Annotated in this window: 20 protein-coding genes; 13 read left to right on the top strand and 7 right to left on the bottom strand. The window is 68.1% G+C overall.

Annotation, left to right across the window (positions count from 1 at the left end; translation table 11 throughout):
• Positions 1-184: 184 nt before the first annotated feature.
• The 8 genes from rho (at position 185) to AB4Y68_RS08940 (ending at position 7,894) form a co-directional block, all read left to right on the top strand.
• Complete coding sequence (gene rho / locus AB4Y68_RS08975) at positions 185-1,669, top strand: transcription termination factor Rho (protein WP_441455201.1); 1,485 nt, start codon at positions 185-187, stop codon at positions 1,667-1,669.
• 102 nt (positions 1,670-1,771) lie between these two features.
• Positions 1,772-2,011 (top strand): DUF6489 family protein, encoded by a 240-nt coding sequence (locus AB4Y68_RS08970; protein WP_441455199.1) that lies wholly within the window; start codon positions 1,772-1,774, stop codon positions 2,009-2,011.
• Between the two features lie 4 nt (positions 2,012-2,015).
• A complete protein-coding gene (gene mnmE / locus AB4Y68_RS08965) occupies positions 2,016-3,338 on the top strand; it encodes a tRNA uridine-5-carboxymethylaminomethyl(34) synthesis GTPase MnmE (RefSeq protein WP_441455198.1) in 1,323 nt (440 codons plus the stop codon).
• Between the two features lie 81 nt (positions 3,339-3,419).
• Positions 3,420-5,315: a tRNA uridine-5-carboxymethylaminomethyl(34) synthesis enzyme MnmG gene (gene mnmG / locus AB4Y68_RS08960; RefSeq protein ID WP_441455197.1), complete on the top strand. Its 1,896-nt coding sequence runs from the start codon at positions 3,420-3,422 to the stop codon at positions 5,313-5,315.
• A complete protein-coding gene (rsmG, locus tag AB4Y68_RS08955) occupies positions 5,312-5,935 on the top strand; it encodes a 16S rRNA (guanine(527)-N(7))-methyltransferase RsmG (RefSeq protein ID WP_441455196.1) in 624 nt (207 codons plus the stop codon). Before mnmG ends, rsmG begins: the two co-directional genes overlap by 4 nt.
• A 19-nt stretch (positions 5,936-5,954) precedes the next feature.
• Positions 5,955-6,761: a ParA family protein gene (locus AB4Y68_RS08950; protein WP_441455292.1), complete on the top strand. Its 807-nt coding sequence runs from the start codon at positions 5,955-5,957 to the stop codon at positions 6,759-6,761.
• 26 nt (positions 6,762-6,787) lie between these two features.
• Positions 6,788-7,669: a ParB/RepB/Spo0J family partition protein gene (locus AB4Y68_RS08945; protein WP_441455194.1), complete on the top strand. Its 882-nt coding sequence runs from the start codon at positions 6,788-6,790 to the stop codon at positions 7,667-7,669.
• A 36-nt stretch (positions 7,670-7,705) separates the two neighbouring features.
• Positions 7,706-7,894: a hypothetical protein gene (locus AB4Y68_RS08940; protein WP_441455193.1), complete on the top strand. Its 189-nt coding sequence runs from the start codon at positions 7,706-7,708 to the stop codon at positions 7,892-7,894.
• 259 nt (positions 7,895-8,153) lie between these two features.
• On the opposite strand, the gene holA is transcribed toward AB4Y68_RS08940, so the two are convergent.
• The 4 genes from holA to AB4Y68_RS08920 form a co-directional block, all read right to left on the bottom strand.
• Positions 8,154-9,206, bottom strand: coding sequence for a DNA polymerase III subunit delta (holA, locus tag AB4Y68_RS08935; protein WP_441455192.1), 1,053 nt, complete (start codon positions 9,204-9,206; stop codon positions 8,154-8,156).
• 25 nt (positions 9,207-9,231) lie between these two features.
• A complete protein-coding gene (gene lptE, locus AB4Y68_RS08930) occupies positions 9,232-9,726 on the bottom strand; it encodes an LPS assembly lipoprotein LptE (protein ID WP_441455191.1) in 495 nt (164 codons plus the stop codon).
• Positions 9,726-12,293, bottom strand: a complete 2,568-nt coding sequence (leuS, locus tag AB4Y68_RS08925; RefSeq protein ID WP_441455190.1) for a leucine--tRNA ligase — start codon at positions 12,291-12,293, stop codon at positions 9,726-9,728. Before leuS ends, lptE begins: the two co-directional genes overlap by 1 nt.
• A gap of 83 nt (positions 12,294-12,376) precedes the next feature.
• Entirely contained in the window at positions 12,377-12,823 is a 447-nt protein-coding gene (locus tag AB4Y68_RS08920) for a DUF3576 domain-containing protein (protein WP_441455189.1), read from the bottom strand.
• Between the two features lie 334 nt (positions 12,824-13,157).
• Between AB4Y68_RS08920 and AB4Y68_RS08915 the strand changes: the two genes are divergently transcribed.
• Positions 13,158-13,556, top strand: a complete 399-nt coding sequence (locus AB4Y68_RS08915; RefSeq protein WP_441455188.1) for an NtrZ family periplasmic regulatory protein — start codon at positions 13,158-13,160, stop codon at positions 13,554-13,556.
• Between the two features lie 16 nt (positions 13,557-13,572).
• Here the strand turns inward: AB4Y68_RS08915 and AB4Y68_RS08910 are convergent, their stop codons facing one another.
• Entirely contained in the window at positions 13,573-14,214 is a 642-nt protein-coding gene (locus tag AB4Y68_RS08910) for a thiamine phosphate synthase (RefSeq protein WP_441455187.1), read from the bottom strand.
• Between AB4Y68_RS08910 and AB4Y68_RS08905 the strand changes: the two genes are divergently transcribed.
• The 4 genes from AB4Y68_RS08905 to AB4Y68_RS08890 all read left to right on the top strand — a co-directional run bounded on the left by AB4Y68_RS08905 (position 14,213) and on the right by AB4Y68_RS08890 (position 16,823).
• Positions 14,213-14,923: a YggS family pyridoxal phosphate-dependent enzyme gene (locus AB4Y68_RS08905; RefSeq protein WP_441455186.1), complete on the top strand. Its 711-nt coding sequence runs from the start codon at positions 14,213-14,215 to the stop codon at positions 14,921-14,923. The two genes, AB4Y68_RS08910 and AB4Y68_RS08905, sit on opposite strands and share 2 nt — an antisense overlap.
• A gap of 58 nt (positions 14,924-14,981) precedes the next feature.
• Entirely contained in the window at positions 14,982-15,668 is a 687-nt protein-coding gene (locus tag AB4Y68_RS08900) for a response regulator transcription factor (RefSeq protein WP_441455184.1), read from the top strand.
• A gap of 7 nt (positions 15,669-15,675) precedes the next feature.
• On the top strand, positions 15,676-16,602 hold the full coding sequence (gene gcvA / locus AB4Y68_RS08895) for a transcriptional regulator GcvA (RefSeq protein WP_441455183.1): 927 nt from the start codon (positions 15,676-15,678) through the stop codon (positions 16,600-16,602).
• A 98-nt stretch (positions 16,603-16,700) separates the two neighbouring features.
• The gene (locus AB4Y68_RS08890; protein WP_441455182.1) at positions 16,701-16,823 is read left to right on the top strand and encodes a hypothetical protein; all 123 of its coding nucleotides are present in this window, start codon (positions 16,701-16,703) and stop codon (positions 16,821-16,823) included.
• A gap of 58 nt (positions 16,824-16,881) precedes the next feature.
• On the opposite strand, the gene xth is transcribed toward AB4Y68_RS08890, so the two are convergent.
• Both xth and AB4Y68_RS08880 read right to left on the bottom strand, forming a co-directional pair.
• The gene (gene xth / locus AB4Y68_RS08885) at positions 16,882-17,679 is read right to left on the bottom strand and encodes an exodeoxyribonuclease III (RefSeq protein ID WP_441455181.1); all 798 of its coding nucleotides are present in this window, start codon (positions 17,677-17,679) and stop codon (positions 16,882-16,884) included.
• Between the two features lie 220 nt (positions 17,680-17,899).
• On the bottom strand, positions 17,900-18,535 hold the full coding sequence (locus AB4Y68_RS08880) for a LolA family protein (protein WP_441455180.1): 636 nt from the start codon (positions 18,533-18,535) through the stop codon (positions 17,900-17,902).
• Positions 18,536-18,638 lie beyond the last annotated feature (103 nt).

Here is an 18,638-nt window from a genome sequence, read left to right as displayed (position 1 = left end):
GCTCATGGTGAACCGTTCGGCGTGGTCCCATCGCGATCCGCAGGGCGGTCCCTCTCTTCTCGCGATGCCTGCCGGATTGATCCTGCGGGAGCCCGTCGCCCTCCCTCTGGCCGCAAGGCCGCGACATCGACAGACGAACCGCCCTCGACGCTTCACCGCGTCTGAGCGCGCGAGCGAGCACGCCATGACCGATACGCCCGAAAACAATGACCAGTCCACAGAAGTCGTTGAAACTGTTGCGGAACGTCCGCGCAAGACGCTGACCCTGGGCGGCTCCAGAGCGCCAGTCGAAGTCGCGCCGGAACCCGAGCCTGAGGTTGAAGCCGATGACGGCTCCGAGATCGTCAACGACGAGACCGGCATCGACACCTCGGCCGAGGCGGACGAGGACGATATCGTCCCCAACGGTCGGATCACCCTGCAGGAACTGAACGAGAAGACGCCGGAAGACTTGGTCGCCTTCGCCGAAAGCCTGGAGATCGAGAACGCCGGCAACCTGCGCAAACAGGACCTGCTGTTCGCCATCCTCAAGACCCTGGCCGACGAGGAGGTGGAGATCATCGCCTCGGGCGTGCTGGAAATCCTGCCGGACGGCTTCGGCTTCCTGCGCAGCCCCGACGCCAACTATCTGCCGGGTCCGGACGACGTCTATGTCTCGCCGTCGCAGATCCGTCGCTTCGGCCTGCGCTCGGGCGACACGGTGCATGGCGCCGTGCGCGGGCCGCGCGAGGGCGAGCGCTATTTCGCCCTGCTCAAGGTCGACACGATCAACTTCGAAGATCCGGAGATGGTCAAGACCAAGGTCCTGTTCGACAACCTGACCCCGCTCTATCCCGAAGAGCGGCTGCACATGGAAATCCAGGATCCCACGCTGAAGGATCGCTCCGGCCGGATCATCGACATCGTCGCCCCGCTCGGCAAGGGCCAGCGCTGCCTGATCGTCGCCCCGCCGCGCGTGGGCAAGACGGTCATGCTGCAGAACATCGCCAAGTCGATCGAGCGCAACCACCCGGAAGTCTTCCTGATCGTCCTGCTGATCGACGAACGCCCGGAAGAAGTCACCGACATGCAGCGCACGGTGAAGGGCGAGGTTGTCGCCTCGACCTTCGACGAACCGGCCACCCGTCACGTCGCCGTCGCCGAAATGGTCATCGAAAAGGCCAAGCGTCTCGTCGAGCACAAGAAGGACGTGGTGATCCTGCTGGACTCCATCACCCGTCTGGGCCGCGCCTACAACGCCACCGTCCCGTCGTCGGGCAAGGTGCTGACCGGCGGCGTCGACGCCAACGCCCTGCAACGCCCCAAGCGCTTCTTCGGCGCCGCGCGCAACGTGGAGCAGGGCGGGTCGCTGACCATCATCGCCACGGCCCTGATCGACACCGGCAGCCGCATGGACGAGGTCATCTTCGAAGAGTTCAAGGGCACGGGTAACTCGGAAATCGTGCTGGACCGCAAGGTCGCCGACAAGCGCATCTTCCCGGCCATCGACGTGCTCAAGTCCGGAACCCGCAAGGAAGACCTCATCACGCCGAAGGACCAACTGGCCAAGACCTATGTCCTGCGCCGCATCCTCAACCCGATGGGTCCGCAGGACGCCATCGAGTTCCTGCTCGACAAGATGCGCCAGTCCAAGAACAACGGCGATTTCTTCCAGTCCATGAACACCTGATCATTCTTGGTTCCCTAGCGCCACGCGCGCGGCGCGTGGCTGCTTGAGGGATGGTCAGCTATGTTTCACGTGAAACAGCGCCCGGCCTGAAAGGCAGACGACATGAAGCTGAACATCGAAATCGACTGCACCCCGGCCGAGGCCCGCGCCTTCCTCGGCCTGCCCGACGTCACCGTGCTGAACGATCATCTGGTGGCCGAGATGCAGAAGCGCATGGACGCCAACATGGCGTCCCTTCAGCCCGATGAACTGATGAAGACCTGGACCAGCTTCGGCGCCCAGGCCCAGGATCAGTTCCGCCGTCTGATGGAAGCCGCCGTCACGGGCGCGCCCAAGGTCTGACGACTTGAGCACCAACGCCGACACCATCTTCGCCCTGGCCACCCCGCCGGGGCGGGGCGCCATCGCCATCCTGCGCCTGTCCGGGCCGGGCGTGGACGCGGCCCTGACCGCGCTGGGGGCAGGGGGGCTGACGCCGCGTCTGGCGGCCCTGCGCACGCTTCGCCATGACGGCGAGATGGTGGATCAGGCCCTGGTCCTGCGTTTCCCCCGGCCCAATTCCTACACCGGCGAGGACTCGGCCGAACTGCATCTGCACGGCGGTCGGGCCGTGATCGAGGCCGCCAGCCGCGCCTTGATCGCCCTCGATGTGCGCCCTGCTGAACCCGGCGAGTTCACCCGCCGCGCCTTCCAGAACGGCCGCATGGACCTGGCCCAGGCCGAGGCCGTGGCGGACCTGATCGACGCCGAAACCAGCGCCCAGAAGGCTCAGGCCCTGGGCCAGCTCGAAGGGGCGTTGAGCGCCGCCTACGCCGGATTTCGTCGCGATCTGCTCAAGGCCCTGTCCCTGGTCGAGGCCGAGATCGATTTCCCGGACGAAGAAGTCCCCGACAATCTGGCGCGCACCGCCGGCCCGGTTCTCGACCGGCTGGCCGCCGATCTGCGCGTCGCCCTGGCCGATTCCGATCGCGGTCGACGGGTGCGCGAGGGCTATCGCATCGTCCTGATCGGCGAGACCAACGCCGGTAAGTCGTCGTTGTTCAACGCCCTGACGGCGCGCGAGGCGGCCATCGTCACCCCCATCGCCGGCACCACCCGCGATGTTCTCGACGCCGAGCTGATGATCGGCGGCTACGCCGTCACCCTGTCCGACACCGCCGGCCTGCGCGACAGCGACGATCTGGTCGAGGCGGAGGGCATCCGTCGCGCGCGGCTTCGGGCGCAGGAGGCCGATCTTCGACTCTGGGTCCGGGCGCCGGGCCTGGGGCAGGGCGAGGATCCTGCCGTCGCCTTCGCCCGACCCGACGATCTGCAGATCCTGAACAAGGCCGACCTCGGCGCCGCGGCGCCGGCCATGGGGCTTGAGGCCCTGGCCGTCAGCGCCGCCACGGGGCAGGGGCTGTCCGACCTGCACGATTGGATCGCCGCCCGTCTGGCTCGAGACCTGTCGGGCGGGGACTTCCCGGCGGTGACGCGCGAGCGCCATCGCCGTCGTCTGGTCGAGGCCCTGGCCGCCGTCGAGGCGGGGCGCCGCGCCCTCGACCTGGCGCCGGAAATGGCGGGCGATGATCTGCGTCGCGCCGCCGACGCCCTGGCCCGGGTCACCGGCGCTATCGGCGTTGAGGACATTCTCGGCGAGGTCTTCTCGACCTTCTGCATCGGCAAGTAGCCGCAGAACCAGGGTGTTTCACGTGAAACAACGGCGTCGTCGCAGTGGCGATCCGACGTCGGATAGACTATGTCCTCGGCCATGAGTTCCTCCCCCTCCACGACCTTCGACGTCATCGTCATCGGCGGCGGCCACGCTGGTTGCGAGGCCGCAGCGGCCTCGGCGCGCGCCGGCGCCCGCACCCTGCTGCTGACCCAGAAGCTCGAGACCGTCGGCGAGATGAGCTGCAACCCGGCCATCGGCGGCCTGGGCAAGGGCCATCTGGTGCGTGAGATCGACGCCCTGGACGGTGTCATGGGCCGTCTGGCCGACGTGTCCGGGATCCAGTTCCGTCTGCTGAACCGCTCCAAGGGCGCCGCCGTGCGCGGCCCGCGCAGCCAGATCGACCGTCGCCTCTATCGCGAGGCCATGCAGGCCGAGCTGGCCCAGACGCCGAACCTGACCCTGATGGCCGGCACGGCGGAGGCCCTGATCCTGAACGGCGACCACGTCGTCGGCGTGGCGATGGGCGAGGGGGCCGAGCTTCGCGCCGGGGCCGTGGTCCTGACGACCGGCACCTTCCTCAATGGCGTGATCCATCGTGGCGAGGAGCGCATCGCCGCCGGTCGCTTTGGCGAGGCGCCGTCGGTCGGCCTGGCCGCCGACCTCTATGGCTCTGGCCTGATGATGGGGCGTCTGAAGACCGGCACGCCCGCGCGTTTGGACGGCCGCACCATCGCCTGGGACCGGCTGGAGATGCAGGCGGCGGACGAGGAGCCCGTGCCGTTCAGCTTCCTGACCGACCGGATCAAGGTGCCGCAGATCGCCTGCGGCATCACCCACACGACCGAAGAAACCCACCGGATCATCGCAGAGAACCTGGGCGAGAGCGCCGTCTATGGCGGCAAGCTGTCGGGCCGGGGGCCGCGCTATTGTCCGTCGATCGAGGACAAGGTGGTCCGCTTCGCCGACAAGACCAGCCACCAGGTCTTCCTGGAGCCCGAAGGTCTGGACGATCCGACCGTCTATCCTAACGGCATTTCGACCTCGGTGTCCGACGCGACCCAGATGGCCTTCCTGCGGACCATGCCCGGTTTGGAACAGGTCGAGGTCTTCCGCTTCGGCTACGCCATCGAATACGACTATGTCGATCCGCGCGAACTGACCCCGGCGCTGGAGGTCAAGAAGCGGCCCGGCCTCTATCTGGCGGGCCAGATCAACGGCACGACGGGCTATGAGGAGGCGGGGGCGCAAGGCCTAATCGCGGGCCTCAACGCCGCCCGCGCCGCCGCCGGTTCGGACTCGATCATCCTCGGCCGGGATCAGGCCTATATCGGCGTCATGATCGACGACCTGGTGACGCGCGGCGTCACCGAGCCCTATCGCATGTTCACCAGCCGGGCCGAGTATCGGCTGACCCTGCGCGCCGACAACGCCGACGTGCGCCTGACCCCGCTCGGCATCGCCGCCGGGATCGTCGGCGCCGACCGCGCGAAAGTATGGCTGGAGAAGGCGGACCAGTTGGACCGCGCGAACCATGTTTCACGTGAAACCCAGTTCACGCCCAAGGAGGCCGGCCTGATCGGCATCACCGTCAACGCCGACGGCCAGCGCCGCTCGATCCGAGACCTGCTGTCCTTCCCGGGCGTGACGTTGGACCATTTCGCCGCTGTCCGGCCCGAGATCGCCGACTGGGCGCCCGGCGTGCGCGAGCAGGTCGAGATCGACGCCGTCTATGCCGGCTATCTGGACCGTCAGGCGTCCGAGGCCGAGGCTCTGCGTCGGGAGGAGGGCCTGTCCCTGCCCGAAGGCCTGGACTACGCCGCCATCGGTGGTCTGTCGCATGAGGTCCGCGAGAAGCTGATCCTGGTCCAGCCCCGCACCCTGGGGCAGGCCGGCAGGATCGAGGGCATGACGCCGGGGGCGCTGACGGCGCTTCTGGCCCATGTGAAGAAGGCGACGCCGCTCGCCGCAGAAGTCGAGACCATAGTCGCGTGAGCCTGGACCCCGTCGCCGCCTTCCGCGCCCATACCGGGGCCAGTGAAACCCAGATCGCCGATCTGACCGCCTTCCTCGGCATGCTGACTGAGGCTAATGAGGTGATGAACCTGGTCGGCCCGGATTCTATCCCCGACTTCTGGAACCGTCACGCCTGGGACAGCGCCCAGCTGTTGGCCCTGGCGCCCGAGGCCCTGACCTGGGCCGATCTGGGCGCCGGCGCCGGCTTCCCGGGCGTGGTGCTCGCCATCCTGCTGAAGGATCGTCCCGACGCCCACGTCTGGCTGATCGACAGCCTCGGGAAACGCTGCCGCTTCCTCGAACAGGTGGTCGAGGCGCTGGATCTGCCGGCGACGGTGATCAACGGCCGGGCCGAAGAGCAGGACGTCGAGGTCGACATCGTCACCGCGCGCGCCGTGGCGCCGATGGAGAAACTGCTGGCTTATGCACAGCCTTACTTCCAGCACGGTGCACAAGGCCTGTTCCTGAAGGGGGAGAAGGCCGAAGCTGAGTTGAAAGACGCGGCCAAGGTCTGGCATTTTAAGAGCGACCTCTCCGTCTCGCGCAGCGACCCGCGCGGCCGCATTGTTTCTGTCCGGAGCCTCCGCCGTGTCCGCTGATCGCGAGAAACAGACCCGAGTGCATCAAACTAGAGTCCTAGCCGTCTCCAACCAGAAGGGCGGGGTGGGCAAGACCACGACCGCCATCAACCTCGGCACCGCCCTGGCCGCCATCGGCGAAAAAGTCCTGATCGTCGACATGGACCCGCAGGGCAATGCCTCGACGGGTCTGGGTGTTCCACGTGAAACACGCCGAGCGACGATCTATGACGTCATCGTCGACGGCCGCCCCATCGACCTGTCGGCGGTGGAAACCGCGGTCCCCGGTCTGTTCATCGTCCCCGCCGACGCCGACATGTCGGGGGTCGAGATCGAACTGAGCCAGGCCGACCGTCGCTCCTATCGTCTGCGCGACGCGCTGGCGGCTCAGGGCGGCAACGGCCATACCCGGTACGACTATGTCCTGATCGACTGCCCGCCGTCGCTGAACCTGCTGACGCTGAACGCCATGGCCGCCGCCGACGCGGTTCTGGTGCCGTTGCAGTGTGAATTCTTCGCCTTGGAAGGCCTGACCCAGCTGATGCGGACCATCGACATGGTCAAGCAGAGCCTGAACCCGTCGCTGGAGATTCAGGGCCTGGTCCTGACCATGTACGACCGCCGCAACGCCCTGTCGGGGCAGGTGGCGGCCGACGTGCGCAGCCACTTCGGCGACAAGGTCTACGACAGCGTCATTCCCCGCAACGTGCGGGTGTCCGAGGCGCCGTCCTTCGGCAAGCCGGTGCTGATCTACGACCTGAAATGCACCGGCAGCCAAGCCTATCTCAAACTGGCCCGCGAGCTTGTCGCGCGCGAGCGACAGCGCCGCCTGGCGCTGGCCGCCTGATAGAATACAGAAACGGAAACAGCATCTTGTCCGAACGTCAGCGTGGTCTGGGCCGGGGTCTTTCGGCCCTTCTGGGAGAGAACGTCGCCGAGAGCGCGCCGGTTGACGGGCCTCAGCCGACCGGCGTGCGCGCCGTGCCGATCGAGAGCCTGAAGCCCAATCCCGACCAGCCGCGCAAACATTTCAGCGCCGACAATCTGGAAGAACTGACGGCCTCGATCCGCGACAAGGGCGTGCTGCAGCCCATCTTGGTGCGGGCCCAGCCCGGCGAGGACGGCGTCTGGCAGATCATCGCCGGCGAGCGCCGTTGGCGCGCGGCTCAGGGCGCGCGTCTGAAGACGGTGCCGATCATCGAGCGGGCCATGGACGACGTGGAGGTGATGGAGGTCGCCATCATCGAAAACGTCCAGCGCGCCGACCTGAACCCGGTCGAAGAGGCCATGGCCTATGGCTCGCTGATCTCGCGCTTTGGCAGGACCCAGGACGCCCTGGCCGGCGTGGTCGGGAAGAGCCGCAGCCACGTCGCCAACACCCTGCGCCTGCTGCAACTCCCCGACAGCGTGCTGAACCACGTCATGGAGAACCGGCTCTCGGCCGGTCACGCCCGCGCCCTGATCACGGCCCCCAACCCGGAGGCCCTGGCCGAACAGGTCCTGTCCAAGGGCCTGAACGTGCGTCAGACCGAGGCCCTGGCGCGCCGCGCCGCCGATGGTCCCAAGCCGTCGAAGGCCAAGCCGGTGCTGAACGGGGAGGGCGCCGCCGACGTCGCCGCCCTGGAGCAGGATCTGGCCGACGCCCTGGGCCTGAAAGTCCTGCTGGCCGACAAGGGCGGCAAGGGCGAGATCACCATCAAATACGGCACGCTGGAACAGCTCGATGACCTGTGCCGCCGGTTGATGCGCGGCTGAAGGGTCTTTCTGGTCAGGACGTGCTAAGGTGCGTCCATGACCGATCAAACTGACAAGACCAGCGCGACCGAAGCCCTGAAACGCGCCCTCGCCGCTAAAAAGGCCGGGGCCCAGGGCGGACAGCCCGGCGCCAAGACCGTGGGCAAGGCCCCAGAAAAGGCGATGCAACGCCAAGCCGCCGCCATGAACCAGCCCGCCTTCCGCAAGGCCTCCAAGCGGGGCTAGTGCTCGCTTCCCTCTCCCAGCGGGAGAGGGCTTGAGCCTCCAAGAGCGAAGCGAATGGATAAGGCGAAAGGGTGAGGGGCCCAGGCCTCCAGTCGGCGTAAGTCGCGGAACGGCTTACGCCGAAGGCAACCAACGACCCTCATCCGGCCCTGCGGCCCACCTTCTCCCACTGGGAGAAGGGCGAGAGAGCCGAAGGCGTCGATAAGACGCCAACGGGAAGACGGTCCTCAAGCCGCTCCAAGCGCAATTGGTCCTTCGCCTAAAGCCCCATACGCTTCGCGCGGGCGGAGATTTCCAGCAACAGGCGTTCGGCGATCAGGGCTTCGGGCATTCCCGTGGTCTTGGTGGCGATGTCGGCGGTGTTGACGCTATCCTGGACCTCGTCGAGCATTTCCAGCCGCCAGGCGCGGGCCTGACGCAGGATTTCGGCCTCCTGTTTCCAGAAGACGCCGGCGGACTTGGCGGCCTCCTTGGCGCCGGCCCCGGAGGCTTGCAGCACATTGATTCGGCGAAGTTTTCCCAGGTGAATGGCGGCCATGCGCACGGCCATGACGGCGCTTTCGCCCTCGGCCAGGGCGCGGCGTAGGCCGGATTGCGCCGGGCCGGGGCGACCGCCGAAGGCTTGCAGCGCGGCGTCGGACAGCGAGGCGTCGGGCTCGACGCCTAAATGCTCTTCCAGTTCCGGCACGTCGATGATGCGACCGGAACCGGGGCCGATGTAGAGCACCAGGCGCTCGATCTCTTGGCGCATCAGACCGCGTTCGCGGGGCAGCCGGGCGACAAACCGGTCGAGCGCATCGCCGGTCAGGCCGACCTTGTCGGCCCCCAGAGCCTCGCGGGTCATGCGGGCCACGTCGCCGACCTCGTCTTCATAGCAGGCGATGCCGACAGCCCCGGCCGACTTTTCAGCCGCCTTGCGCAGGGCGGATTCGCGGCCGAGCGCCCCGGCCTCGATGACCAGCATGGCGTCGGGATTGTAGCCGCCGTCGGCGTGGATGGTCAGGGCGGCGGCGATGGCCTTGTCGACGCTGGGCTTGCCGTCCGACAGGCGGATGCGCACCAGGCGGCGCCCGCCGATCATGCTCAGCGCCGTCAGGGCCTCCTCCAGCTTGACCGCATCGCCGTCGATGTCGGCCTCGGTCAGGAAGGTGACGTTGAACGGGTCGTTCAGGTCAGGCGTGATGGCCTTGTAGAGGGTCAGGGCGCGTTCGGTGACGCCCGATCGGTCCTTGCCGTGGATGACGGCGGCGCGGATATGGGCGTCCGGCGATTTCAGGAAGCGGTCGACCTCGGGCCGCTTGGCCAGGATCACGTGATCATCCCCCTCGGAGTGCGGCTCACTGGCCCGCCAGGGCGCGCATCAGGTCCAGCCGGATCAGGCGCGCCAGGTCGGCGGCGGCCCGGTCCTCGCCGTCCTGCTGGGCGGCGATGGCGGCGTAGGGCTGGTCGGCGGCGGCATAGGTGGTGGTCGTCGTCTGGGAGCCCTTGATCGGCGCGCCGCCGTCGGCCGGCGTCAGGGTCCAGTCGGCCTTGACGGTCAGCTCATAACGGCTGGCCGTATCGTCGATGCGCCGGCCCAGGGTGCGGCGATGCTGAACCACCTCGGTCGTCAGGCGATAGAGGGGCGTCGCCGCGCCGTTCCAGCCGAAGGCGTCCTCCAACTGCTCGCGCAGCCGATAGCCCAGGCGGTTGTCGGGGGTGGAGACGGCGATGCGCGACAGGCCCGCGCCCACGCCCCCGCTCTGGCCCATGTCGCCGTACATCGGCGTGAAGCCGCAGCCCGACGCCGCAAGGGCGCCGGCGACGGCCAGCAGGGCGAGGGCGCTGCGCATCAGCCGGCCACCAGATTGACGATACGGTCGGGCACCACGATCACCTTGCGGACGCTCAGGTTGTTGGCGGCAAGGTAGGCCTGAACCGTCGGATTGGCGAGAGCAGCGGCCTCGACCGTCGCATTGTCCGAACCGCGCGGCAGGACGACCTCGCCGCGGCGCTTGCCGCCGATCTGTACCGGCAGGATCACTTCGTCGTCGGCGGCCAGGGCGGCGTCATAGACGGGCCAGGGCGCGTCCAGCACCATGCCGTCCTGACCCAGGCGGGTCCAGGCTTCCTCGGCCAGGTGAGGGGTGAAGGGGGCGATCAGGCGGGCCAGGGCCGAAAGGGCCGTCTTCCGGGCCTCGTCGCTCGCCTTGTCGTGGTGACGGATGGTCGCCAGGAAGGCGTAGAGCTTGGCGATGGCCGAGTTGAAGCGGAAGCCTTCGACGCCCTCGCTGACGGCCTTGATGGCCTTGTGGGTTTCGCGGATCAGGCTGGCGTTCTGGGCGCTGTCGCCCTCGCCGTTGGTCGTGTCGGCGTCGAACTCGGCCCAGACGCGCTGGACGAAGCGGCTGGCGCCTTCGACCCCGCCGGGAGTCCATTGCACGTCGCGCTCCGGCGGGCTGTCGGACAGGACGAACAGACGGCCGGCGTCCACGCCATAGGTCCCCAGGATCTCCTGCGGGGCCACGACGTTCTTCTTAGACTTGGACATCTTCTCGATGTCGCCGATGCGGACCGTCTCGCCGGTCGACAACTGGCGCGCGCTGCGCTTGCCGTCGAGGGTCGTGATCTCGATGTCGGTCGGCTCGACCCAGGCCCCGTCCTCGCGGCGATAGGTTTCGTGGACCACCATGCCCTGGGTGAAGAGGCCGGCGAAGGGCTCCTTCACGTCCATCAGGCCGGCGTCCGACAGGGCGCGGGTGATGAAGCGGGCGTAGAGCAGGTGCAGGACCGCGTGTTCAACGCCGCCGATGTACTGATCCACCGGCAGCCATTTGGCGGCGGCGGCCTTGTTGATCGGTTCGTCCGCCTTCGGATCGGCGAAGCGGGCGAAGTACCAGCTGGAGTCGACGAAGGTGTCCAGCGTGTCCGTCTCGCGACGTGCCTCGCCGCCGCACGACGGGCAGTGGACGTGTTTCCACGTCGGGTGGCGGTCCAGCGGGTTGCCGGGCACGTCGAAGGTCACGTCCTTGGGCAGCTCGACCGGCAGTTGTTCGGCCGGAACCGGCACGACGCCGCAGGCCTCGCAGTGGATGACCGGGATGGGGCAGCCCCAGTAGCGCTGGCGGCTGACGCCCCAGTCGCGCAGGCGATAGATGGTCTTGGCCTGCCCTTGCGCCGCCGCCTCTATGCGGGCGATGGCCTCGGCCTTGGCGGCTTCGATGTCCAGGCCGTTCAGGAAGTCGGAATGGAAGATCGAACCGGGGCCGGTGTAGGCCTCGTTCGCCACGACGAAGTCGTCGCCGGCGCCTTCAGGGCGGACGACCGGGATCACGGGCAGGTCGTATTTGCGGGCGAAGTCCAGGTCGCGCTGGTCGTGGGCCGGGCAGGCGAAGATGGCGCCGGTGCCGTATTCCGACAGGATGAAGTTGGCGATCCAGACCGGAACCTCGGCCCCGGAGAAGGGATGGACGACCTTCAGGCCTGTGTCCCAGCCGATCTTTTCGGCCTGTTCGATCTCGGCCTGCGAGGCGCCGCCCTTGCGGCATTCGGCGACGAAGGCGGCGATCTCGGGATTGGCGTCGGCCAGCTGTTTCGCGATCGGATGATCGGGAGCCAGACCGACGAAGCTGGCGCCGAACAGGGTGTCAGGGCGGGTCGTATAGACCTCGACCGCCTCATGGCCGGCCGGCGCCGCGCCGGGCGCGAAGGCCCATTTCATCTGCAGGCCCCTGGAGCGGCCGATCCAGTTTTCCTGCATCAGGCGGACCTTTTCGGGCCAGCGGCCTTCCAGCGTCTTCAGGCCGTCGATCAGATCGTCTGCATACTGAGTAATGCGCAGGAACCACTGGTTCAGCTTGCGCTTCTCGACCAGGGCGCCCGAGCGCCAGCCGCGGCCGTCGATGACCTGTTCATTGGCCAGGACCGTGTTGTCGACCGGGTCCCAGTTGACCACCCCGTCCTTGCGATAGACCAGACCGCGTTTGTACAGCTCCAGGAACCAGGCCTGCTGCTTGCCGTAGTAGGCCGGGTCGCAGGTGGCGAACTCGCGGCTCCAGTCCAGCGACAGGCCCAGAAGCTTCAGTTGGTCGCGCATGGCGGCGATGTTGGACCAGGTCCAGTCGCCGGGATGAACGCCGCGCTCCATGGCTGCGTTTTCGGCGGGCATCCCGAAGGCGTCCCAGCCCATCGGGTGCAGGACGTCGAAGCCCTGGGCCCGCTTGTGACGCGCCACCACGTCGCCCATCACATAGTTGCGGGCGTGGCCCATGTGGATGTTGCCCGACGGATAGGGGAACATCTCCAGCACATAGTATTTGGGCCGGCCGGTGTCGTCGTTCGACACCGAGAAGGCGTCAGCGGCCGCCCAGCGGGCTTGCTGGCGGGGTTCGGCGGTCTTGGGCTCGTAACGAGTGGCCACGGCGTATCCTGAGGCAGCGCCTCAGGCGCTTGGCTTGAGGCGGGCCTGAGGTCAGCGTTAAGTGGCGAAAAGAGAGGCGGCTCTTAGCGAGCCGCGTTGGCGAGGTTGAGCTGACGGGCGCGGGTCAGGATGGCGTTCTCCAGATCCGTTTCCGTCTGGGCCGCGACCGGGGCGGCGGTCCAGGCGCCGGCGGCGTCCTTGACTTCCTTGGTCACCGACACGTTGAGGGCGTCGGCGCGCAGGCGGCGATCCAGAATAAAGACGGTCGCCTTGAAACGCTCGTTCGGCGCCTGCGGATTGACGTACCAGTCGTAGTTGATCACGCCGCCCCAGGGGTCGGCGCTGGCCAGAGGCATGAAGGCCAGGGTGTCCAGGGTGGCGCGCCACAGATAGGCGTTCACGCCGATGCCGAGCTGGGCGTCCGCCTTGGGCGCCTTCGCCTTGGCGCCGACGAAGGGCAGGCTGGAGCAGCCGCCGAGCAGCAGTCCCGACGCGATCAGGGCGACCGCAGCGCCGCGAACAAATGCCATTCCGAGAATCTCCGTAAGGGTTCGAGGTCGAGCCGTGATGCGGACCTCGCGCGCGTATGCCCGAAGAACCGCGCACGTCTGCGCCGCAGCGACGCTCTATAACACGGTGAAAAGGGGCGATGACAAGGCGAAGCGGTGTTCGGCCGCCGGAAGCCGACTTATTGGCGTGCTGTCAGCGCCACAGGGCGGCGTCAGAGTCGTTCGGAACCGGTTGCGCACGGCCACGTTGCGTTGACCGGGTGGACCAGCGGTGTCTAATCGCTGTGTCCTTGGGCTTCGGCCCTGGGTTCAGGAAAAAGGATCGGCGCGTCAACGCCGTTCCAAGGGTTGGAATATGCGTTTCGTTGCGATCATCGCTGCGACTGTGGGCGCCCTGGCTATCGCCGGGGTGGCTGACGACGCCTCGGCCCAGGCTCGCCGCGCGCCGGCGGTCTCCCTGACCGAAGCCGCGGCCCAGTCGTCGACCGCTCCGGCCGCGCCGCAACGTCGCGGTCTGCGCTGGAACGACAGCGGCCGCTGGGGCCTGAATTTCAACCTGAACCAGCCCGTCGGCCGCGAGACCGACTGGGGCGACGTTGAGGCCGGGGCCTATTACCGCCTCAGCCCGCGCCTGCGCGTCGGCGCCGCCGCCAACCTGGCCTCGCCCGAGATCGACCCGGCTCGCGCCCCCGAAAGCGCCGCCGACCGCCGCGCCGCCCCGCGCGTGCGTCTGGAAACCATCTTCAAATTCTGATCGTGGCCTAGGCTTTTCAGGCGAGGAAGGCCGTCTGCACGGCGTCCACGCCGGCGATGCCGTATGCGCCGGATCCGATCAGGGCGGTCGCATTGGCCGCGCCGATTCCGCCCAGGGCGTAGACGGGGCAGGGCGCCGCCGCCGCCATCGCGGCGAAGCCTTCGAGCCCCAGCGCCATCCTGACCGCCGAGGCGCCGCCCGCCGGGAAGACGGGCGACAGGACCAGGGCGTCCAGATCGCGCCCGGTCTTCACCGCCTGCAGCGAATGGGCCGCGCCCGTCAGCAGCCAGTCGGGCCGTCGTCCCGACAGGGCGTAGGCCGCCGACAGCGCCCGTTCCGGCAGATGCACCCCGTCCGCGCCGATCCTCTCGGCCAGATCGGCGTCGAGGCCGACCAGCAGGCGGACCCCCGCCGCCTTCGTCGCCGCCCTCAGTCGCAAGCCTGTCTCCAGCGCATCGGGCCCGCCGAAATGCCGGAAGACGACGCCCGCTCCGGCGGGCAGGCGCACCGCCGTCTCCCACGGCCGGGGCGTGCGCGCCGGGTCAGTGAGAAAGAGCAGAGGAGGCAGGGGCTTTCGGGGCGGGCTGACAGCCGCCGCCGCACGGGCTAGAGCCGTCGCCGTCTCCCACAGCGTGCGCGCGTCCTCGGACAGGGTCATGACCGCCTCTAATCCCGCTTTCGCCGTCTCGTCCATTGCTGATCGCTTCGCCGCCGTGCGCGGGCGCATCCACGAGGCTTGCCAGGAGGCCGGTCGCGATCCGGCCTCCGTCGTCCTGACCGCCGTTTCCAAGACGCAAGGCCGCGAAGCGCTGCAGGCCGCCTTGGCGACCGGTCAGCGGATCTTCGGCGAGAATCGGGTGCAGGAGGCGCAGAGTCATTGGGCCGACCGCCGCGCCGCCTTCCCCGACCTAGAACTGCGGCTGATCGGCCCGCTGCAGACCAACAAGGCGGTCGAGGCGGTCGAACTGTTCGACGTCATCGAGACCCTGGACCGCGAGAAGCTGGCCGCGGCTCTAGCTGCCGCGATGGCCAAGACCGGCCGCGCGCCGCGCGTTCTGGTCCAGGTCAACACCGGCGCCGAGCCGCAGAAGGCGGGGGTCTTGCCGGATCAGGCCGACGCCCTGATCGCCGCCGCGCGCGATGTCCACGGCCTGGCCGTCGAGGGGCTGATGTGCATCCCGCCGGCGGCCGCGGCGCCGGAACCGCATTTCGCACTGCTGGCCGAAATCGCCGCTCGAAATGGCCTGTCGGTCCTGTCGATGGGGATGAGCGGCGACTATCAGGCCGCCATTCGCCTCGGCGCGACCCATGTACGGGTGGGGTCGGCCCTGTTCGGGGAACGAATTGCGCCCGCCGCGCCCTCTTAAAGCGATGAATTAGCGGAGCACCCTTGGCGAACCCCTCAAGCCTCGCCATTCTCTACTCATGGCCACGCCCAAGACGATCCTGATCATCGACGACGACGACGACCTGCGCGAGGCGCTGGCCGAGCAATTGGCCCTGCACGAGGAGTTTCGTCCCGTTCAGGCCGCCACCGCTGCCGAGGGCGTGCGTCAGGCCCGCGAGGTGCGCGCCGACCTGATCCTGCTGGACGTCGACCTGCCCGACATGGACGGCCGCGAGGCCTGCCGTCTGATCCGCAAGGCGGGGGTCTCGACCCCGGTCATCATGCTGACGGCCCAGTCGTCGGATTCGGACGCCATCCTGGGTCTCGACTCGGGCGCCAACGACTACGTCACCAAGCCCTTCCGCTTCGCCGTCCTGCTGGCCCGCATCCGCGCCCACCTGCGCAGCCACGAACAGTCCGAGGACGCCGTCTTCCAGATCGGCCCCTACGAGTTCCGCCCGGCGTCGAAGATGATGCTGGACGACAAGGGCAAGAAGGTCCGGCTGACGGAGAAGGAAACCAATATCCTCAAATACCTCTATCGCGCCGGGGCCAAGCCGGTGTCGCGCGAAGAGCTGCTGACCGAGGTCTGGGGGTACAACGCCGGGGTCACCACCCACACGCTGGAAACTCACATCTATCGCCTGCGTCAGAAGATCGAGCCCGAGCCGGGTCAGGCGCGGCTGCTGCTGACCGACACGGGCGGCTACCGCCTGCAGCCCTGACGGGACGATGAGCGAGCGTCGTCCGACCCCGCCGCTGGTGGCGCTCCGGGCGTTCGACGCCGCCGCGCGCCTCGGCAGCTTCCGCGAGGCCGCCGGGGAACTGGGCGTCACCCCCGGCGCCGTCAGCCGCCACATCAAGGCGCTGGAGATGCGGCTGGGCCTGCGCCTGTTCGACCGCTTCAACCGCTCCGTGGTCCTGACCGCCGACGGCCGCCGTCTGGCCCAGGGCGTGGCCGACGCCTTCGAACGGCTGGAAAGCGCACTGGAGGCCGTGCGGCCGGGGCGCAGCCGTCAGTTGAGGATCTCAGCCCTGCCGTCGCTGGCGGGCAAATGGCTGTCGCCGCGCCTGCACCGCTTCAGCGAGGACAATCCCGACCTCGACCTGATCGTCTTCGCTGAGGACCGTCTCGCCGACCTGTCGAACGGCGAGGCCGACGTGGCGCTGCGTTACGGGGAGGGGCCCTATCCCGGCCAGGTCGCGCGTCGGTTGATGAGCGAACGTCTGATCCCGGTCTGCGCCCCGTCCCTGGCCGCGGCACGCACGATCCGGACCCCCGCCGACCTGTTGGACGCTGTGCTGATCCATGAAAGCTGGCACGACCTGCCCTTCGCCGACCGCATGGGCTGGAAGGCTTGGTTCGAGAGCGCGGGCGTCGTCGACCCGCGCGTCCAGCATCTGCGCGGGCCCATGTTCAGCCACAGCCATCTGGCGCTGGAGGCGGCCCTGTCGGGGCGCGGCGTGGCCCTGACCTCGGCCCCGCTGGCCGCCGACGACCTGAGGGAAGGCCGCCTGATCCAGCCGGTCGACCACGCCCTGACCAATAACCTGGCCTATTGGGCCGTGGTCCTGCCCGAACGCGCCGACGAGCCCAAGCTGCGGCGCTTCCTCAGCTGGATCGAGGCCGAGGCCCACGCAGACCCGGCCGTCGAGTGATCTGAACTCACTCGACCCAGCCTAACCGTGGTTTGCCCACAGTCGGTCGATGGACCATGTTCGGTGCATTCGGATCTCCCCGCCGAAAGGACCAAGACATGAAACTCGTGCATCCCCGCGCCGACGCCCTCTCGTTCGAAGCCGTCGTCGTCTTCACCGGCAGCGTCACCCTGATCCTGCTGGCCGTCCTGGCCGGCGCCAAGCTGCTCGGCGCCGCCTGACGCAGAATGGCAGGCGGTCGCTCCCCCGACCGCCTGCCGTCCGCTCATCTGAAATTTTCTAGACGTCCAGGTCCATCACCACGGGGGCATGGTCGCTCGGCCTTTCCCATTCGCGCACCGTGTCGAGGATGCGCGCGCTGCCCTTGACCACGGCGGGCGTCAGGCCCGGCGAAGTCCAAAGGTGATCCAGCCGCAGGCCCCGGTTCGACACGCGGAAGTCCTTGGCGCGATAGCTCCACCAACTGGCCAGCTTGACCGGATCCGGGATCTGGTCGCGGACCACGTCGGCGAAACCGCCGGCGTCCTGAAGGCGGCGCAAGGTCTCGATCTCGCTCGGCGTGTGACTGACCACCTTGAGCATGAACTTGTGGTTGAAGACGTCGTTGTCGCCGGGCGCGATGTTGAAGTCGCCAGCCAGGACCAGAGGCCGCTGCTTGTCGCGCGTCCGCATCTCGGCGGTCAGGCGCTCATAGAAGTCCATCTTGTGATCGAACTTGGGGTTCAGCGCCCGGTCGGGCAGGTCGCCGCCGGCGGGGATATAGAAGTTCTGCACTTCCACGCCCTGGATCAGTCCCGAGATGCAGCGGCCGTGGCCCTCGCGGCAGAGATCCAGCCTCGGATTGTCGAGGATCGGCAGGCGGCTGGCGATGGCCACCCCGTGCCAGCCCTTCTGACCGCCGATGCGCAGGTGGGGCAGGCCCATTTCCTCGAAGGCCTGACGGGGAAACTGGTCCTCGGTGCATTTGATTTCCTGCAGGCACAGGACGTCGGGCGCATATTCGGCGACGAAGCGGGCGACCTGATCAATGCGCAGGCGGACCGAGTTGATGTTCCAGGTGACGATACGAAGGCTCATGCTCCGGCCTTAGCATGGTCGGGGCATAAAAAAGCGCCCGGAACGGGTCCGGGCGCTGTCAGTTCGTCTCTCTCGCCGCCGGGAGGGGATGATTCCATGGCGGACAGAACGGCCGCCGCCGTTCCTGTGCTCAAAGTGTCACAGCGGGGAAAAAAGTCAAATCAACAGAATGCGTCGGCGCTGTGGAGTTTGCGTGACGCCGTCCTGGCTGCGGCCGATCCTAGTCGCGCCCGGGGCGGCGGGTCGGGTCGCGCAGTTGGAACAGGCTGGCGGCCAGACCCGAGGCGGGCTGCAGCGACGTCAGCTGGATTCGGGTCCGCGACCCTTGCGCGTCGGTGATGGTCCATTCCTGCAGCCGCAGCGGCGAACCGGCGAAGGCTAGGATGACCGAGCCCTCGTTGGGCTTGGAGGCGTCGCGGGCGGTGATGGCGAAGGCGCCGGAGTCCATTCGCGTGACGCGGTCGACGCGCACGCCCTGATCCAGCCGGACCTCGCGCGCCAGGAAGGTCGACAGCGGCGTGGCCGCCAGCGGCACCTGACGGAAGACGTTCAGGCGCGGATCATAGCGTTTGACGTTGTTGCCGTCGGCCACGACCAGCAGGCCGGCCGGGTCGCTGTATTCGAAGCGCATCTTGCCGGGACGCTGCAGCCAGAACTTGCCCGAGCGTTGCTGGCCGCCAGGGCCAGTCTCGACGAAGGTCCCCTGCGCCGCCGTCAGGGCGGTCAGATAGGACTGGGCCTGACGCAGCACGGCCTGATCCTCGGCGGACAGGGTGGACTGGGCCGAGGCGGGCGCGGCGGCGACGATGGCGAGTGCGGCGGCGCTGAAGCCGAAGGCGCGGCGTGAAATGGTCATGTCTTGTCTTCTCCCATTCGGGATGAGGGTTCGGATCGTCATCAAGCCGGAGGCAGACGGCGACCCCATGACGCCAGCCTGACCATATTTCGGCGGTCCGATG

This window comes from Brevundimonas sp. 2YAF1 (genome assembly GCF_052114745.1).
GTDB lineage: Bacteria > Pseudomonadota > Alphaproteobacteria > Caulobacterales > Caulobacteraceae > Brevundimonas.
This window is presented reverse-complemented; position numbering and strand designations above follow the sequence as displayed.

Bases quoted from the DNA above. Each gene is read 5' to 3' on its own strand.
- AB4Y68_RS08880 (WP_441455180.1), bottom strand. From the start codon at position 18,535: ATGACCATTTCACGCCGCGCCTTCGGCTTCAGCGCCGCCGCACTCGCC.
- AB4Y68_RS08915 (WP_441455188.1), top strand. From the start codon at position 13,158: ATGCGTTTCGTTGCGATCATCGCTGCGACTGTGGGCGCCCTGGCTATC.
- lptE (WP_441455191.1), bottom strand. From the start codon at position 9,726: ATGCGCAGCGCCCTCGCCCTGCTGGCCGTCGCCGGCGCCCTTGCGGCG.
- AB4Y68_RS08890 (WP_441455182.1), top strand. From the start codon at position 16,701: ATGAAACTCGTGCATCCCCGCGCCGACGCCCTCTCGTTCGAAGCCGTC.
- rho (WP_441455201.1), top strand. From the start codon at position 185: ATGACCGATACGCCCGAAAACAATGACCAGTCCACAGAAGTCGTTGAA.
- AB4Y68_RS08920 (WP_441455189.1), bottom strand. From the start codon at position 12,823: ATGGCATTTGTTCGCGGCGCTGCGGTCGCCCTGATCGCGTCGGGACTG.
- mnmG (WP_441455197.1), top strand. From the start codon at position 3,420: ATGAGTTCCTCCCCCTCCACGACCTTCGACGTCATCGTCATCGGCGGC.
- AB4Y68_RS08970 (WP_441455199.1), top strand. From the start codon at position 1,772: ATGAAGCTGAACATCGAAATCGACTGCACCCCGGCCGAGGCCCGCGCC.
- AB4Y68_RS08900 (WP_441455184.1), top strand. From the start codon at position 14,982: ATGGCCACGCCCAAGACGATCCTGATCATCGACGACGACGACGACCTG.
- AB4Y68_RS08905 (WP_441455186.1), top strand. From the start codon at position 14,213: ATGACCGCCTCTAATCCCGCTTTCGCCGTCTCGTCCATTGCTGATCGC.
- AB4Y68_RS08910 (WP_441455187.1), bottom strand. From the start codon at position 14,214: ATGACCCTGTCCGAGGACGCGCGCACGCTGTGGGAGACGGCGACGGCT.
- AB4Y68_RS08940 (WP_441455193.1), top strand. From the start codon at position 7,706: ATGACCGATCAAACTGACAAGACCAGCGCGACCGAAGCCCTGAAACGC.
- gcvA (WP_441455183.1), top strand. From the start codon at position 15,676: ATGAGCGAGCGTCGTCCGACCCCGCCGCTGGTGGCGCTCCGGGCGTTC.
- xth (WP_441455181.1), bottom strand. From the start codon at position 17,679: ATGAGCCTTCGTATCGTCACCTGGAACATCAACTCGGTCCGCCTGCGC.